This window comes from Luteibacter sp. P4_D7_3 (assembly GCF_056401735.1).
Genome location: NZ_JBFUIT010000059.1, coordinates 1 through 16,580, shown reverse-complemented (window position 1 = coordinate 16,580; position 16,580 = coordinate 1). Strand labels below are relative to the sequence as shown.

At 64.7% G+C, this 16,580-nt stretch carries 12 protein-coding genes and 1 pseudogene; 7 read left to right on the top strand and 6 right to left on the bottom strand.

Going from position 1 to position 16,580, the window contains the following annotated elements:
• The first annotated feature begins 37 nt into the window (after positions 1-37).
• From AC1DSN_RS08205 to AC1DSN_RS08185, 5 genes are all read left to right on the top strand, one after another.
• A complete protein-coding gene (locus tag AC1DSN_RS08205) occupies positions 38-805 on the top strand; it encodes a class I SAM-dependent methyltransferase (RefSeq protein WP_063573507.1) in 768 nt (255 codons plus the stop codon).
• A 10-nt stretch (positions 806-815) separates the two neighbouring features.
• The gene (locus AC1DSN_RS08200; RefSeq protein WP_063573506.1) at positions 816-1,844 is read left to right on the top strand and encodes a quinone-dependent dihydroorotate dehydrogenase; all 1,029 of its coding nucleotides are present in this window, start codon (positions 816-818) and stop codon (positions 1,842-1,844) included.
• Positions 1,845-1,864: 20 nt separating this feature from the next.
• Positions 1,865-2,884 carry a UDP-N-acetylmuramate dehydrogenase gene (murB, locus tag AC1DSN_RS08195; RefSeq protein ID WP_477295255.1) on the top strand — a complete coding sequence of 340 codons (1,020 nt, stop codon included), beginning with the start codon at positions 1,865-1,867 and terminating at the stop codon, positions 2,882-2,884.
• 119 nt (positions 2,885-3,003) lie between these two features.
• Positions 3,004-5,169 (top strand): polyphosphate kinase 1, encoded by a 2,166-nt coding sequence (ppk1, locus tag AC1DSN_RS08190; RefSeq protein WP_213948502.1) that lies wholly within the window; start codon positions 3,004-3,006, stop codon positions 5,167-5,169.
• Between the two features lie 120 nt (positions 5,170-5,289).
• Positions 5,290-7,068 carry a sensor domain-containing diguanylate cyclase gene (locus tag AC1DSN_RS08185; RefSeq protein WP_477330252.1) on the top strand — a complete coding sequence of 593 codons (1,779 nt, stop codon included), beginning with the start codon at positions 5,290-5,292 and terminating at the stop codon, positions 7,066-7,068.
• On the opposite strand, the gene AC1DSN_RS08180 is transcribed toward AC1DSN_RS08185, so the two are convergent.
• Both AC1DSN_RS08180 and AC1DSN_RS08175 read right to left on the bottom strand, forming a co-directional pair.
• On the bottom strand, positions 7,055-9,331 hold the full coding sequence (locus AC1DSN_RS08180) for a thiamine pyrophosphate-dependent enzyme (protein WP_477330250.1): 2,277 nt from the start codon (positions 9,329-9,331) through the stop codon (positions 7,055-7,057). The two genes, AC1DSN_RS08185 and AC1DSN_RS08180, sit on opposite strands and share 14 nt — an antisense overlap.
• 70 nt (positions 9,332-9,401) lie before the next feature.
• Entirely contained in the window at positions 9,402-10,571 is a 1,170-nt protein-coding gene (locus AC1DSN_RS08175; protein WP_477330248.1) for an acyl-CoA dehydrogenase family protein, read from the bottom strand.
• A gap of 184 nt (positions 10,572-10,755) precedes the next feature.
• On the opposite strand from AC1DSN_RS08175, the gene AC1DSN_RS08170 reads away from it, so the two are divergent.
• A complete protein-coding gene (locus tag AC1DSN_RS08170; protein WP_477296758.1) occupies positions 10,756-11,283 on the top strand; it encodes a hypothetical protein in 528 nt (175 codons plus the stop codon).
• A 19-nt stretch (positions 11,284-11,302) separates the two neighbouring features.
• Here AC1DSN_RS08170 and modA read toward each other — a convergent pair whose 3' ends face one another.
• Entirely contained in the window at positions 11,303-12,148 is an 846-nt protein-coding gene (gene modA, locus AC1DSN_RS08165; RefSeq protein WP_477296756.1) for a molybdate ABC transporter substrate-binding protein, read from the bottom strand.
• Positions 12,145-14,256 carry a TonB-dependent receptor gene (locus AC1DSN_RS08160; RefSeq protein WP_477330246.1) on the bottom strand — a complete coding sequence of 704 codons (2,112 nt, stop codon included), beginning with the start codon at positions 14,254-14,256 and terminating at the stop codon, positions 12,145-12,147. Before AC1DSN_RS08160 ends, modA begins: the two co-directional genes overlap by 4 nt.
• A gap of 137 nt (positions 14,257-14,393) precedes the next feature.
• On the opposite strand from AC1DSN_RS08160, the gene AC1DSN_RS08155 reads away from it, so the two are divergent.
• On the top strand, positions 14,394-15,269 hold the full coding sequence (locus AC1DSN_RS08155) for a DMT family transporter (protein WP_063573418.1): 876 nt from the start codon (positions 14,394-14,396) through the stop codon (positions 15,267-15,269).
• Positions 15,270-15,279: 10 nt separating this feature from the next.
• On the opposite strand, the gene AC1DSN_RS08150 is transcribed toward AC1DSN_RS08155, so the two are convergent.
• The gene (locus tag AC1DSN_RS08150; RefSeq protein ID WP_107915061.1) at positions 15,280-16,218 is read right to left on the bottom strand and encodes a 5'-nucleotidase; all 939 of its coding nucleotides are present in this window, start codon (positions 16,216-16,218) and stop codon (positions 15,280-15,282) included.
• A gap of 156 nt (positions 16,219-16,374) precedes the next feature.
• Positions 16,375-16,580: pseudogene (locus AC1DSN_RS08145) on the bottom strand (NAD kinase); the annotation flags it as partial.

The following is a 16,580-nucleotide window of genomic DNA, read 5'->3' as shown; positions in this document are numbered from 1 at the left end:
GGGCATCAAGTTCGATTTCTGACGAACGGGTGAAGCCATGACCGATTTGCGCTCCACGGATCGTTTCTCCGACCGCGTCGAGGACTATGTCCGCTACCGGCCGGATTACCCGCAAGCGCTGATCGGCTGGTTACACGGTTTGGGGGTGACCCCAGGCTGGACCGTTGCCGACATCGGTGCCGGGACAGGCATTTCCAGCAAGCTGTTCCTCGACAGCGGTCACCGCGTGACCGCTGTCGAACCCAACGCCGCCATGCGCGCGGCAGCGGTGCAGTGGCTGGGCGGCGAAGGCCGTTTTCACGCCGTGGACGGCACAGCCGAAGCCACCGGCCTCGACGATGGCAGCGTGGACCTTGTCACGGTCGCCCAGGCGTTTCACTGGTTCGACCTGGACAAGGTGAAACGCGAATTCGCCCGCGTGCTCAGCCCGCGTGGCCTCGCCGTGGTGTTCTGGAACACACGTCGCCTGAAGGGCACGCCATTCCTCGAAGGCTACGAGCGACTGCTCCACGAATACGGCATCGACTACGTCAGCGTCGCCGAGCGCTACGCGGACGACGAGGCGATGGCACGCTGGTACGGTCATGGCTATCGCGGCATGGCATCGTTCCCGCACGAACAGAAGCTCGACTACGATGGCCTGCTSGGCCGGACCATGTCGTCCTCCTATATGCCCAAGGCCGGCCACCCCAATCACGAACCGCTGCTGTTCGCACTGCGCTCGCTGTTCAACGCGACACAGGACGAAGGCACGGTTGCTTACGATTACGACACCCGCGTGTTCGCGGGCCACCCCACGCCCTGACGATCACGCCATGTACGAGTTGCTCCGCCCCCTCCTGTTCGCCCTTGACGCCGAGACCGCGCATGGCCTTACGCTGTACGCGTCCGACGTGGCCCAGCGGAGCGGCTTGTCCCGGTTTATCGCGACGCCACCGGCGCCCTTGCCGGTGCGCGTGCTCGGTATCGATTTCCCGAATCCGGTCGGCCTCGCCGCAGGGCTCGACAAGAATGGCGAACACCTCGACGGCCTCGCCGCGCTCGGGTTCGGCTTCGTCGAAATCGGTACGGTGACGCCGCGGCCGCAGCCGGGCAACGACAAACCGCGCATGTTCCGCCTGCCAAACCACGAGGCGGTCATCAATCGCCTCGGCTTCAACAACGGTGGCATCGATGCCCTCGTACGGAACGTGGAAAAGGCTACATTTCGCGGCGTGCTCGGCATCAACATCGGCAAGAACAAGGACACGCCCAACGAGCGTGCCATCGACGACTACCTGTTCTGCCTCGAACGCGCGTATCCGTTGGCCACGTACATCACGGTGAACATCTCCTCGCCGAACACGCAGGGCCTGCGTGACCTGCAGGAAGAAGAGACCCTGCGCCGATTCATCGGCACACTGCGCGATGCACAGGAACGCCTGGCCAGCCAGCATGGCAAGCGCAAGCCGATGCTGCTGAAAATCGCGCCCGACCTCACGGAGACCGAGCTCGACGCCATCGCCGACGTACTGCTCGCCTCCGGCATCGACGGCGTGATCTGCACCAACACGACGATCGACCGCGACACGGTGGCAGGTGATCCGAACGCACACGAAACCGGAGGGCTTTCGGGCCGGCCCTTGTTCGAGAAGTCGACAACCGTGCTACGCGGCATGGCGACGCGGCTCGGCGGCAAACTGCCGATCGTCGGTGTCGGCGGCATTCTCGATGGCGACACGGCGGCGGAAAAGATCGAGGCCGGCGCCTCGCTGGTGCAGGTCTATTCGGGGCTGGTCTACCGCGGTCCGAAGCTGATTGCCGAGGCCGTCACCGAAATTCGTCGCCGCGGAGTGATCGCATGATCAACAACGCGCCGATCGACATGGGCGGCTTCACGCTGACCAGCGATGCGCCCCTCGGCGGCCGCAACACCTTGCGCGTGAATGCGCGGGCGAAGCTGTTGGCCGAAGTACGCGACCCGACGAAGCTTCCGGAAATCCTCGCCTATCCCGCCATACGGGGCGGCAAGGTCCTGGTGCTTGGCGAAGGCAGCAACATGCTCATCGGAGGCGACTTCGACGGCACCGTGCTGGCCATGGCGACGAGCGGCGTCGAGACCTTTCAGCGCGACGATCGCGTGCTGATCCGTGTCGCCGCCGGCGAGCGCTGGGACGACTTCGTGCGCTGGTCGCTTGGCCAGGGCTACGCCGGGCTCGAGAACCTGATCCTCATCCCGGGTACGGTAGGCGCTTCGCCCATCCAGAACATAGGCGCATACGGTGTCGAGGTGGCTGAATTCATCGACACCGTGGAGGCCTGGGATACGCACAAGGGCGAATTCGTGGTGCTGGACAAGGCGGCATGCGCCTTCTCTTACCGCGATTCCACGTTCAAGCAGCAGGCCGGTCGCTGGATCGTCGTGGCCGTGACCTTCGCCTTGCCGCGCGAGCGTCCCCTGTCGCTCGACTATGTCGGCATCCGCGACGAAGTAGCGAAGATGGGCGTGGAACGCGCTACGCCTTACCATGTTGCCGAGGCCGTCGTACGCCTTCGCTCGCGTAAGCTGCCCGACCCGGCCGTGATCGGTAACGCCGGTAGTTTCTTCAAGAATCCCATCATCGGCACGAACAAAGCCGATGCGCTTGCGCTCGCCCATCCGGGACTGCCCGTGTGGCCGCATGACGGCGGCACCGCCAAGATCTCCGCCGGCTGGCTCATCGAGGCAGCGGGTTTCAAGGGCGAACGCGAGGGCGATGCCGGTATTTCGAATCGCCATGCGCTGGTCCTGGTCAACCACGGCAAGGCCACCGGCCCGGAGCTGTGGGCCTTCGCGCAGAAAGTGATTGCTGGTGTCGAGGCGAAGTTCGGCGTGACCCTCGAGCCCGAACCGCTGGTGGTCTGAACGCCTGCTCGGGCGGTCGGGCGGCGATGTCACGGTCGTGTCAAACCGCGGTCATATGCTCACCCGGCGGCGTACCATGAGGCGTCGCGATCCGCGATGAGGACGACACCCTGGATACGATGACGCCCCCCAACGAGTCGACTGCCCTGCCCAAAGCGCCCGCCGCGAAGCCGCCCCACGCGCCGCCGCCGGAGCTGCCTGCCATCGATCTCAACGACAGCAGCCTCTACATCCACCGCGAGTTGTCGCAGTTGCAGTTCAACATCCGGGTGCTCGACCAGGCACTGGACGAATCCAAGCCGCTGATCGAACGACTCAAGTTCCTGCTGATTTTCTCGTCCAACATGGACGAGTTCTTCGAGATCCGCGTTGCCGGCCTGAAGCAGCAGATCGCCTTCGACCATGAAATGATCGGCGCCGATGGCATTCCGCCGCGCCGTGCGCTTGCCGAAATCGCCGAGATCGCCCACCGGCAGATCGAACGGCAATACGCCATCCTCAACGAAAAGATCCTTCCCGCCCTGGCCGACGAAGGCATCCGGATCGTCCGACGCAACCAGTGGTCGCACAAGCAGAAGCTGTGGATCCGCCGCTATTTCCGTCACGAAGTGGCGCCGTTGATCACCCCGATCGGCCTCGACCCGACGCACCCGTTCCCGCGCCTGGTCAACAAGAGCCTGAACTTCATCGTGAAACTCGAAGGCACCGATGCCTTCGGTCGTGATTCCGGCCTTGCGATCGTCCCGGCGCCGCGTATCCTGCCGCGCCTCATCCGCATGCCGGACGACATCTGCGAAGGCGGCGATAACTATGTCCTTCTCTCATCGATCATCCATGCACATGCGGACGACCTGTTCCCCGGCATGCGCGTGCTCGGTTCATACCAGTTCCGGCTGACCCGGAACGCCGACCTGACCATCGATCCCGAAGACGTCGAGGACCTGGCGCGCACCCTGCGCGGCGAGCTGTTCTCGCGCCGGTATGGCGACGCTGTTCGACTGGAAGTCGCGGACAACTGCCCCAAGCCGCTCGTCGACTACCTGATGAAGCAGTACGCGCTGGAACCGGCGGCACTCTATGAAGTGAACGGCCCGGTGAACCTGGCGCGCCTGTTCGAGATGACCCTGCAGCCGCAGTACGCGCGCCTGCAGTTCCCGACCTTCGTGCCTGCCCTGCCCAAGGTGCTGGCCGAAGCCGAGGACATGTTCACGGTCATCGGCAAGCAGGACGTCCTGCTCTACCACCCGTTCGAATCGTTCTCGCCCGTGGTCGACTTCCTGCGCCAGGCGGCGAAGGATCCCCAGGTCCTGACGATCAAGCAGACCCTCTATCGCAGCGGCGCGAACTCGGAAATCGTCGATGCCTTGGTCGAAGCCGCGCGTTCCGGCAAGGAAGTCACCGCCGTGGTCGAGCTGCGTGCGCGCTTCGACGAGGAGTCCAACCTCAGCCTCGCGTCACGCCTTCAGCAAGCCGGCGCCGTGATCACCTACGGCGTGGTCGGCGTGAAGACGCATGCAAAGCTGATGCTCGTGCAGCGTCGTGAGAACGGCAAGCTGGTCAGCTACGCCCATCTGGGTACGGGCAACTATCACTCCGGTAACGCGCGCCTCTACACCGACTACAGCCTGCTCACTTCCGACGAAGCACTGTGTGACGACGTACACCGTCTGTTTCGATTACTGACCGGCATGGGCAAGGCGCTGAAGATGAAGCGCATGCTGTATGCACCGTTCACCCTGAAAAAGGGCCTGCTCGACCTCATCGCCCGGGAAGCGGCGAATGCGGCCGCGGGAAAGAAGGCCGAGATCGTCTGCAAGATCAACGCGATCACCGACGCCAAGGTGATCCGTGCCCTGTACCGGGCCAGCCAGGCCGGGGTGAAGGTAGAGCTGATCGTACGGGGCATGTGCTGCCTGCGCTCGGGCATTCCGGGCGTGTCGCAGAACATCCGCGTTCGCTCCGTGGTCGGTCGATTCCTGGAGCACAGCCGCGTCTACTGGTTCCACAACGACGGCGAGCCGGACCTCTTCCTGGCCAGCGCCGACCTGATGGAGCGCAATCTCGAGCGCCGCGTGGAAACCTGCTTCCCCATCGAAGGCAAGAAGCTGAAGCAGCGCGTCCGGCGGGAGCTGGACGCCTACCTCACCGACAACCACTCGGCCTGGCTCCAACAGCCCGACGGCACCTACGTCCTGACGCAGCCAGGCGCCGGCCAGCCGGTCCGGGACGCCCAGATGCAGTTGCTCGAGCGATTCGGCGGTGTGGTGGCGCCCACGCCGGCCTGACCCGCCGGCGTCTTCACCTTACCCAAACGGCCCAGGCGACACACTTCGCGCACCCGCGGCGTGGCGAACGTGCGGCGGGAAAGGGGGAGACGGGGTTTCCATCGAAACGCATCCGGATCCATGCCGCGCGTCCGCAACGATGTGCTGCACGTTTTCTTGGGACTCGGCATGGGTTTTTCGGCCAGGAGACAGCGCGCGCTCGTACATCGCCTTCTCAAGGCGAGCCTGTTCTTTTGCCTGCTGCTGGCCGGTACGGCCTCCGCCGACACCCTCGCCGGCAACTGGCGTGAGGCCCGGCCGGACGATGTTCCCGCCGAGGTACTCCGCGAAGCGGAGAATCGCCCACTGGCCGCCTTCGATCCGTCGCGCATGCAGGTCTTCCCGAACTCGCCCTCCGGCACCTGGGTCATCCTGCGCACGCTGCCTCCCTGGACCAGCGGCAACCGCGTGCTGAGTATCCGCACGCCCGGCCTGGGCACGGTCACGCTGTACGACGAACACGGCCGGGTCGCCGGCACCTCGCTCGAGGACTTCGGCCCGGCTTTGCATGGCCACGGGCGGCTGATCTTCGAGATACCCGCTTCGACTCCCGCATCGCGTCCCCTGCTGCTCCGGTTCGAACCGACGACGATGCCACCGGGCGCAGTGACCATGACCGTCGAGCCCTGGCGCGACTACCTGCGTGAGGACGGTGGCTGGGTGGTCTTCGCCACGGCCTGCTTCGCCGTCATGATGACCATGGCGCTGATGGCACTGTGTTTCGCGCTCATCCTTCGCGACATGACCTTCGGCTGGTACGTGGCCTACCTGCTCTGCTATGCGCTGATCCAGGGCCTGAAGTCCGGGTATGTGTTCCATCCCCTGGAGATCCAGTCGCTGGCCGGGCTCGCCGATACCCTGGGCGCAGCGGCAACGGCCCTCTCGGTCTCCTTCGCCGCGCTGTTCATGCTGCGCTTCGCCAAGGTCGACGACTACGTGCCCTTGATGCGCATTCCCGTGCTCGCCTTTGCCATCGGCATGCCGGTATTGACGGTGCTACGTGCCACGGGCATCGGCGTCTTGGTCGACACCTCCCAACTCCTGCTGCAGCCGCTACTGTTGCTGGGCGCGCTGGTGTTGCTGGTCACCGGCGCCACCGCCGCGCTGCGCGGATCACGCCATGCCTGGTTCTTCCTGATCGGCTGGACCCCACTCCTGATCCTCACCGCGCTATGCGGCGCCCAACAACAGGGCATGCTCGCCGGCGCGCCCTGGTTGCCGGACGCGGCCATCGCGGTCGGTGCGTTCGAAGCCGTGGTTCTCTCCATCGGCTTGTCCGACCGGGCGCTCACCATTCGGCACGATCGCGACCGGGCGCGCCAGCTCGCCGATAGTGACCCTCTCACCGGCGTGCTCAACCGTCGCGCGTGGACCGATGCGGCCTTGCAGGTGCTCGAGCAGGGCATGTCGCGTCCCATCGCCCTGCTCTTCCTCGACCTCGACCACTTCAAGTCGCTCAATGACTGCTATGGACACGCGACAGGCGACCGCGCGCTTGTCGCGGTGGCCGCCGCACTGCGCGACGAGCTACGGCCCACCGACCTCCTCGGGCGCTTCGGTGGCGAGGAATTCGTCGCCTTGCTTCAGGGCGTGGAAAAGGAGAATGCAGTTCAGATCGCCACGCGCCTGTGCCGGCGCGTGCATCGTCTGGACGTCCATACGGGACAGGCACAGGCCGACGACCTGCTGACAGTATCGATCGGCGTGGCGATGCGCTCGCCGGCGGACACGGTGCAGTCGCTGACCGAACGGGCGGACACGGCGATGTACGCGGCCAAGTTGAGCGGACGTAACCAGGTGGTCTGCTCGGGGCCTTCGGGGCCCGCCCTGGTCCGCCGTAACGAGGTCAAGTTGCGATAGGCGCCAGTTCCGCGGCGGCGGCGACGATATCGTCGTCGCCGGGCAGGACCAGGAAGGCGGCACCCGCGAGCGGCGTAAAGGTATCCGCTCCAACCACGCGTCGCAGCGGCAGGTGCCCCAGACCACCCTCGACGATGGCGGTGATCACGCCTTCCCCGACACCGGCGCTCTTACGACCCTCGTCGACAACGAGGACGCGCTTCGCACCTGCCGCCTGCGCAGCGATAAAACCATCGTTGAGCGGCACCAGCCAGCGCAGGTCGACAACGCGCACCTTCCAGCCATGCGCCGCCTCGATGCGCTTCGCTGCACGCAGGCTCATCGGCACACCATTGCCGAAGGTGAAAATGACAAGGTCGTCGGCGCCTTCGTTGTAAACGCGTCCCTCGCCCAACGGCATCGCTTCGCCCTCGGCGGGGTAGGCAAACTGCCACTGACCATCGCCAGGCTCGTACAGATCCTTGGTCATGTAGAGCGCGATCGGCTCGAAGAACGCAGTGACGCGCCCATCCACCTTGGCCAGTGCCGACAGCGTGCGCAGCATGGTCGCCGCGTCGTCGCCACGGCTCGGGCAACCGACGACAAGACCGGGAATGTCGCGCAGCGCGGCGATGGAGTTGTCGTTGTGGAAGTGACCACCGAAGCCGCGCTGGTAGCCGAGCGAGGCTACGCGCATAAGCATCGGGTTGCGGTACTGGTCGTTGGAGAAGAACTGCAGCGATGCCGCTTCGCCACGAATCTGGTCGCAGGCGTTGTGGAAGTAAGCGAGATACTGGATCTCGGGCAACGGCAGCATGCCCATGTTCGCGTAACCCTGGGCAAGGCCGAGGATCATGGTTTCATCGAGCAGTGTGTTGAAGACGCGCGCGTTGCGGAACGCCTTGTGCAGGCCCTTCGTCACCGTATACACGCCACCCTTCTGTGCGACGTCTTCACCGAAGAGCAGGCTCTCCGGGTACTTCGCCATGAGGTCGTGCAGTGCCTGACCGATCTGGATGGCAAGGTGCCGCGGCGGCTGCTTCTCGGGCAGCTTGTCGACGCCACCGAAAACACGCTCGCGCTCGGTGGCAGGGGCCGGACGCTCGGCTTCCGCGCGAACGGCAGCGGGGGTATACGGCGCCAGCGGTTGCATCACCTCGGCGAGCGTGGTGATACGCGGCCGGCGGTCCGCCTCCTCGGCGGCTTCGAAGCAACGCTTACGCGTGTCGTTATAAAGATTGAGCAGGCTGTCGCGATCGTACAGGCCGGAGGCCAGCGCAATGGCCGCGCTACGCAGCAGCGGATCGGTAGATTCCAGCGCGACCAGCTCCTCGATCGAACGCCATTCGATCTCGAAGTCAGTACCGGCGTGACCCATCACGCGCGTCGTGCCCAGATGCAGGAAGGTGGGGCGGCGCGYGCGACGGCAATGTTCGACGGCTTTCTGCACGTCGGCATAGCCGCCGGCGAGGTCGAGGCCGTCCGCATAGAAATAATCGAGGTCCGGGCGGTGGCGGAAGTTGTTCGCCACCCAGCCGCCCGGCGTCTTCACCGAGATGCCGATGCCGTTGTCTTCGCAGACAAAAAGCACGGGCGCGGGTAGCTTCTGGTACGCCGTCCATGCGGCTGCGTTAAAGGCAGTCTGCGCCGTGGCATGGTTGGACGAGGCGTCGCCGAATGAACAGATGGCGATCGAATCGGCAGGAATCGGAAGGGTGTGCGCGATGCGACGCGCCTGCTCGATGGCGACGGCCGTGCCCAGCGCCTTGGGCAGATGCGAGGCAATCGTCGAGGTCTGCGGCAGCACCCATAACGGCTTACTACCCCACACTTTGTGACGCCCACCAGAAGCCGGATCATCCTTGCTTGCAGCGAACGAGAGTGCGGAATCCATCACCGGATCCATGCCCGGTAGCTTGCGGAAGCGCTCGGCCATGAAACCGCCGCTGCGGTAGTGCAGGAAGGCGGGATCGGTATGGCGCGTCAGTCGCGCCACCATCGCGTTGCCCTCGTGGCCCGACGAACCGATCGTGTAGAAGACCTTGTTCTGCACGCGAAGCACGCGCGCCATGAGATCCAGGTGTCGGCTGATCAGCTGCGATTCGAACAGTTCGCGGAATCCGCGCGCGTCGAGGGCGCTGCCCGGCAGCACGGGTTCGTCATCCCCCGGCGCCCGGCCCACATCGCCCTGCCAGAACTGCACGAACTCGACGAAGTTCTGGTCGACGATCTCGGCGCGGTTGAAGCCCTTGTGGCGGGCGGGGATGGGATGCGGGACGGACATGGTGGGACTCGAAAGAAAGTAAGAGGCGTTCCTGGTTCAGCGCGTCGGCGACGGCGTCATACGACGCACCTCAGAACGCGTTGATACCAGTCAGCTCGCGGCCCACCACCAGCTGATGCACGGTTTCCGTGCCTTCGTAGGTGATGACCGATTCCAGGTTCAGCGCATGGCGGATGGCCGAATGCTCGGTGGTGATGCCCGCGCCGCCGAGGATGTCGCGGCAGTCGCGTGCGATGTCCAGCGCCATGCGCACGTTGTTCCACTTGGCCAGGGAGACCTGGGTCGGCTGGAGCTTACCCGCATCCTTCAGGCGACCGAGCTGAAGCGACAGCAGCTGTGCCGTGGTGATGCGACGGGCCATGTCGGCCAGACGAATCTGCACGGCCTGGTTGGCCGCCAGCGGACGACCGAACAGAATGCGCTGTTCGGCATAGTCGAGCACTTCCTTCAGACAGGCCTGCGCGGCGCCGATCGGACCCCAGGTGATGCCGTAGCGTGCCTGGTTGAGGCAGCCGAGCGGGCCCTTCAGGCCCTTCACGTTCGGCAGGCGTGCGCTATCGGGAACGCGCACGTCGTCGAAGAACAGCGCGGACGTGACCGAGGCGCGCAGGCTCATCTTTTTGTGCACTTCCTGCGCAGCGAAACCCTTGGTGTCGGTCGGCACGACAAAGCCCTGGATGCCGTCGTCGGTCTGTGCCCAAACGATGGCGATGTGCGCCAGGTTGCCGTTGGTGATCCACATCTTGGCGCCGTTGATCACCCAATCGCCGCCGTCCTTGCGCGCCACCGTTTTCATGTTGGCCGGATCGGAGCCGCCGTGCGGTTCGGTCAGGCCGAAGCAGCCGATCACTTCGCCGGCCGCCATGCGCGGCAGGTACTCGCGCTTCTGTTCTTCCGAGCCGTAGGCGAAGATCGGATACATGCACAGCGAGCTCTGCACGGAGGCGAAGCTGCGCAGGCCGGAATCGCCGCGCTCGAGCTCCTGGCAGATCAGGCCATAGCTGACGGCATTCATGCCGGCGCAGCCATATTCTTCGGGTAGCGTGGCGCCCAGCAGGCCGAGTGAGGCGATCTCGGGCACCAGTTCAGCCGGGAAGCGCGCCTGGTCGAAGGCGTCGCCGATCATCGGCAGCACCTTTTCGTCCACGAAACGGCCGACGGCATCCTGGACCATGCGCTCCTCATCGGTGAGCAGGGAGCGGACGTCGTAGAGATCGAGGGGGTCGAGACGCTGGGCCATGCGGGTACTCGTAAGTCGGCTACGGGAAAGCCTTCGATTGTAGCCCTGCCCCCGGTCGCGGTCATGGCGTCCCGCAACATGCCGGCCCGCCCTAGGCCCACAGATTCTGAGGCCAAGCCCTACAGCGCCTCCCGGGCCGGACAGGCGAGCATGCCTGACACTTCCCCCACCAAAGGACGCGCTCATGCACCCGCTCCCCCGTTCCGCGGCCCTCCTGGCCAGCCTCATCATCGTAGGCACGGCGTCTGCGGCCGCTCCAGGCGTCCAGGGCCCGCTGGTTCTGCGCAATGCCGATTCCCAATACGTAGGCGTGTCGGCGGATGCCGCCCTGCAAACGCACGCTGTACGGCGCCCCGGTGGCGACGAGCTCGCCTATCTCTGGCCAGCGGACCAGTTGGAAGCCCTGCTCGAAGAAGACCTCGCCATCGTCACCATGCCGGCCAACGGACAGAAGGGCCATGTCGTCAACCAACGCGGCGAGTGCTTGTCCCTTGCGCCGTTCGCATCGTCGCCGTCATGGCTGCCGTGCTCGGGCGGCTTCCCACGCCAGGTCTGGCTGCACCGTGGCGGCGTGCTCTCTATGGATCAGAGTGTCCTCGACTTCATCCCGTACTTCAGTCGTCGTGGTGTTCTTGCCGAGAATAGGGGGGAGCCGAACTTCAAGGTCGTGACCGCGCTGCTGCGTCCGGTTGCCGAGGCAGGCGTACCCTAGGCATGCCGGGCCGCAACATTCAGTGTTCCGGCGCCGCCACGGCGCGGAACCCATAGGCCGGCAGCCGTTCCTGCGCCGCCGGCGACATGGCGTAGAGCGCGAACCGGAACGAGGCCGCGCGCCGTGCGGGATCGCCCTCGCGCAGGACCACGCTCATGCCGTAATCGACTGGCAGAGACAGGTTGGCGGGCACCTCGACCTTACTGAGGTCCGGATCGGGCGTGGCATCGTGTGAGCTGCAATAGCCGAAGAACACATCCACGACGTGGTGCTGCAGGAAATACTTTGCCGCGCCGACATTGCCGGGAATGGTTGGTGCGACCGGGCCTCCTACCAGCTTCTTCGCCTTCGCCTCCAGATTGGCACGTGCTCCGGCGCGCACGGTCTCCGCACGGGCGAAGAACTGCCACGCGTAGTCCCCACCGGGGTCGGCCCCCGGGGTGGACGTGCCGATGCGCACACCGGGGGCGAGCAGGCGGTCGAGCAGGTTCGCGCTGGTCATACCCGCATCCGGCAGCGTCTGCACGCAAAGCGCGTTACGCGCGAAGACCACAGGCGAGGTGGCCTTGCCTTCGGCGGCGAGCTTTTCCGGGTGCGCCATGTTGGCGGAAATGTAGACATCGGCCGCCTCGCCCTTCTCGATGCGCTCGCGCAGGAGACCGGCAGGACCATTGACGATACGAACCGCTTCGCCGGTCGCCGCCGTGTACTGTTTCGCGATGTCCGCCAGCGCACCGGTAAGGCTGCCAGCGGCGTAGACGGTGAGCGGTGAGGTCGTCGGCGCGGCGACCGGAGACGGTGGCGCCGCGAGCGCCGGGAAGGCTGCGGCCAGACAGGTGACGACGACCCAGGCCATCGTCTTCATAGCAGGTCCACCTGCACCGACGCTCGCACGGTGCGCGGCGCGCCCAACGTCGCCGTGGCACTGCCGGCAGCGTTGTATCCGTTCTGTCCCGCAGGCGTAACGTTGGCCCAGTAACGCCTGTCGGTCGCGTTGTCGAGCGCGAGCCGGAACGTCACGGGGTACGTGTGGATGCGCGTCTGGAAGCGTCCGCCGATGTCGGCCACGGTGTATCCCTTTACGTAATAGCTATTGAGGTAGTCCCCGGCACGGCGGCCGGCGTGATTCACGTTGAGCGTCAGTGTCAGGCCCGGAACCCAAGGCATTCTGTACTCGATAAGCGAGTTGTAGACGACGCGCGCCAGACCAAGGATCTGCTTGTCACTGGTGGTCGTCGAACCCGTGCGATAGAGGCGTGGATCAAGCAGCGAGACACCCGTGAAAACCGTTACGTCGCGCCCGATATCGCCGTTCGCCGTCAGTTCGATACCACGATTCACCTGTCGACCCTGCTGGGCGAAAACATTGTCGGCACCCACGTAGGCGTAAGGGCGTTCGATCCGATACAGCGCCGCGCCCAGGTCGATCGGTCCGACACGTGCCTTGTAGCCCGCCTCCCACTCCTTGCTGCGATAGGGCGAAAGGCTTTGATTGATATTGGCCGTACCGGCGGGCGCGATATCGCCTTGCTGCAGGCTATCCGCATACGTGATGTACGCCATCTGCGTCGGCACTGGCTTGAACATCACGCTGACGGTGGGGCTGATGCCGTGGGCATCGTACGAACTCGTGGTCGCCCCCTGGCGGTTGTAATTGCGCACGTACAGCCAGCTGTCGCTGGCGGCAACCAGGGCCGACCAGTGCTCGTTGAAGCCAACGGTGTCGCCGATCGAGACCGATTGCTGCTTCGTGTTCATCGACTTGTAGCGCTGCGAAAAGTCCGGCAATCCGGGCTTCGCGAAAGACACCGGGCTGTCGAGGATGGCACGACCGACCGTCACCGGGCCCGTCGTGAGCGGCGTGTAGCGGCTCCAGTAGAAACCGTTGTTCGCGATGAGAAGGTCATGGGTAAGCGGCCCGGTATCCACGCGACCATTCAGCGCCAGCATGTTGCTGACGATCATGTCGTAGCTGTACGTGGTCGTCGCCGCAGTGGTCGTGTAATCGCCCGCGTTGTCCGTAAGCGTATTGGTAGGAACCGTTGAACGCCGGTCGTTGCTCTCTTTCAATACGCCGGCGCGAAACGTCCAGCGATCGTTGAAGGCGGTGCGCAGACGCGAACTGACGATCCGGGTGATGTTGTCGTCACCGCCCCAGGTCTGGCCATAACCGGCGCGCTTCGGGTCTGGTGCGGAAGGCAGGACAACGCCTTTCCCTAGCGCAAACGTGCCAGGGAAGCCGGTCGAGGTGTAGTGGTAGTAGCTCGCATCGTTCTCGAGCACCGTGTGCTCACCGAGACGGGCGTCGAAACCGACGCTCCCCAGGCGACGGGCGAGCCGACTGCCCTCCACGTAGCCCGGTCCGTTCTGATCGAGCACGTTCACCCGGTAACCGAAGCGGTCGTCCACTCCGAAACGGCCGCCTAGGTCGGCATGCCCCAGCGCCGATCCGCGCGAGTTGTAACGCACGTCGAACTCTCGCAGGGGCGCGTCGGTGGGGCGCTTGAAGATGTAGTTGAAGGTGCCTGCCGGACTGGCGGGACCGTACAGCGCGCCGGCAAGACCGTTCAGCACCTCGATCTGCTCAAACTGTTCGATCGGGTAATCCGTCGTGGCGGCGATGTTCAGGCCATCGATACGGGTGTTCTGGACGACGCCAGCCTGAAGCCCGCGGCTCTGAGGCCGCACGTTCTCGCCCTGCACCGTCGGCAGGAAGCGAAAGGCCTCGCGCACGCTCTGCAACTGCTGATTGCGGGCCAGGTCGTTATTCACCGCCTGCACCGAATAGGGCGTATCCAGCGGAGCGCGGTCGCCCAGCGGGCCCATACCGACCTTTTCGGTCTTGTAGGAGGCCTGGCCGGCCTCGACCGTGTATCCCTCGAGGTCCGTTTTCGGCGTCGCGTCCTGGGCGAACCCCGGCGAGGCCAGGCAGAGGAACAAAAGCGACAGTAGGCGGCGCGGCCGGAAACGCATGTCTGACCCCTGGAAAGCGATATATACGCTACTTTATATCGCAGTCTCGAACCATTCTTTACCGTTCGTGACCTCCTGACACCCCAGAAGATGCAAACGTTTGCATAATGGGGCTGTCCCCGCCTGCTGGATTCCTCATGCTTAAAGGCGTCCTTCTCGGCTTCGCTTGCTACGCCGCTTACGCGTGGAGCGACGCCTTCGTAAAGTCCCTCGAGGGCTCGCTACCGCCTTATGAGGCGGTGTTCTTCGGTGCTGTCATGGCCATGACGGCCTTTCCCTTCCTGAAGAAGCCGGAAGACCGCTGGAGCGAGATTGTCATATCGAAGATGCCGGGCCTTTGGCTATTGCGCGCGATGGCGGGCGCCATCGGCAATGTCACCGCCGTGATGGCCTTTACCGCCCTGCCGATGGCCGAGGCTTTCTCGCTGATCTTCCTGCTGCCGATCTTCGTCACCATCCTCTCGGTGATTTTCCTGCGCGAGCAAGTGGGCTGGCGACGCTGGTCCGCCGTCATTGTCGGGTTCATCGGCGTGCTGGTCGTCCTTCGTCCGGGCTTTCGCCATCTCACGACAGGGCACGTGGCGGCGATCATCTGCGGCATTACCGGCGCTTTGTCGATCATCGCCCTGCGTATGGCCGGGGCGCATGAGAAGAGGATCACCCTCTACGGTGCCGGCGTGGTCGGTCCGATGATCGCTGGCTTCGTGATGATGCTGCCGCACTTCGTGTGGCCAGACGGCCACCAGTGGTTCCTGCTGCTCGGCTACGGCTTGCTCGCTGCTGCCGGCGCCGTCCTGCTCATGCTGGCCACACAGAACGCTCCCGCCGCGCGCGTCGCACCCACCCAGTACAGCCAGATGCTCTGGGCCATCCTGTTTGGCTACCTCATCTTCCACGACCACCTGGATTGGCCCATGCTGATCGGCATCGTGCTGATTCTTGGTGCTGGCCTGTTCACCTTCGTGCGCGAGAAGGAGAAGACCGATTGGTGGCGGTGGACGAATATCGTTTGAAGGGTGCCGCCTAAGTATTCGAAACCCCGTGCGGCACGTGTCCGGTAGCCACGTGCCGCCGCGCCGACTCCACGTTAGCCGGGGAATCGTCGAAGAAGATATCGGCGCCAAAGGCGTCCAGGAACGGGCCCTTGTCGCGGCCACCCAGGAAGAGCGCCTCGTCGATGCGTACGCCCCAACGGCGAAGCGTAAGAATGACGCGCTTATGCGCAGGCGCCGAGCGGGCGGTCACCAGGGCTGTGCGGATGGGCGAGGTTTCTGCCGGGAATGCCGCCTGCAAACGGTGCAGCGCCGAAAGGAACCCGCGGAACGGGCCACCTGAGAGAGGCTCCGCCCAGAGTTCGGATTCGCTGCGATGGAATGCATCGAGCCCCTGTTCTTTCGACACCCGCTCACCTTCGTCGCCGAAGATCACCGCGTCGCCGTCGAAGGCGATGCGCAGCTGTTCACTGGAACGCTGCGGTGCCGTGGACGGCAGGATGGTCGCCGCGGCGACGCCGGCGCGGAGGGCGCGACCCACGTCTTCTGCGTTGGCGGAAAGAAACAGGTCGGCGCGGAACGGCGCGATGTAGTCGGAGGTCGGCGCACCGCTGGTAAAAGCGGCACGCGAAATGTTCAGTTTGTAATGCTGGATGGCATTGAAGATCCGCAGACCGGTATCGCCGGAGTTCCGCGACAGCAGGATCACCTCCACCGGCGGCACGTCACCGGACAAGGCGTTCAGACCGAGCAGCTTCTGCACCAGCGGGAAGGCCACCCCGGGAGTCAGGAGCTCATTCTCGCGTTCAATCTGGTACGAGCGATAAGCGTCGAGGCCATCGCGTTCGAACAGTTCGTGGCCGTCTTCCATGTTGAACAGCGCTCGCGACGAAATGGCCACGACCAGGCGGTTGTCGTGCACAGAGGCATCGGCGTGGGCGGTCTGGGTATCGTTGTCGGGGGCGTTCATCGGGGCGGTGTCCGTGCTGCGTGTCTGGACACCATCCTAATGCACCGGGCCGCTCCTTGTAGGAGCCGATTCATCGGCGATCCCGCGGCAGCGGGCCAGGATACGGCTAGCACCCAATCGCCGAAGAATCGGCTCCTACAAACCCAGGGTATCCGGCTATAGGGCGAACTGCTCGTCGAGGATACGCTGCTGCAGGTTGTGTTCGGGGTCGAAGAGCAGACGAACGGCGTTGCGGCGGGATTGCTTTACCTCGACCTTGCGAACGTCCCGCACCTCGTGGAAGTCCGCCGTGGCGCTGATCGGACGCTTGTTCGGATCCTTGGTTTCGAAACCCACCCGAGTGGCGTGCGGGAGAATGGCGC

Coding starts and splice junctions, on each gene's coding strand:
- AC1DSN_RS08200 (WP_063573506.1), top strand. CDS start 816: ATGTACGAGTTGCTCCGCCCCCTCCTGTTCGCCCTTGACGCCGAGACC.
- murB (WP_477295255.1), top strand. CDS start 1,865: ATGGGCGGCTTCACGCTGACCAGCGATGCGCCCCTCGGCGGCCGCAAC.
- ppk1 (WP_213948502.1), top strand. CDS start 3,004: ATGACGCCCCCCAACGAGTCGACTGCCCTGCCCAAAGCGCCCGCCGCG.
- AC1DSN_RS08185 (WP_477330252.1), top strand. CDS start 5,290: ATGCCGCGCGTCCGCAACGATGTGCTGCACGTTTTCTTGGGACTCGGC.
- AC1DSN_RS08175 (WP_477330248.1), bottom strand. CDS start 10,571: ATGGCCCAGCGTCTCGACCCCCTCGATCTCTACGACGTCCGCTCCCTG.
- AC1DSN_RS08170 (WP_477296758.1), top strand. CDS start 10,756: ATGCACCCGCTCCCCCGTTCCGCGGCCCTCCTGGCCAGCCTCATCATC.
- modA (WP_477296756.1), bottom strand. CDS start 12,148: ATGAAGACGATGGCCTGGGTCGTCGTCACCTGTCTGGCCGCAGCCTTC.
- AC1DSN_RS08160 (WP_477330246.1), bottom strand. CDS start 14,256: ATGCGTTTCCGGCCGCGCCGCCTACTGTCGCTTTTGTTCCTCTGCCTG.
- AC1DSN_RS08155 (WP_063573418.1), top strand. CDS start 14,394: ATGCTTAAAGGCGTCCTTCTCGGCTTCGCTTGCTACGCCGCTTACGCG.
- AC1DSN_RS08150 (WP_107915061.1), bottom strand. CDS start 16,218: ATGAACGCCCCCGACAACGATACCCAGACCGCCCACGCCGATGCCTCT.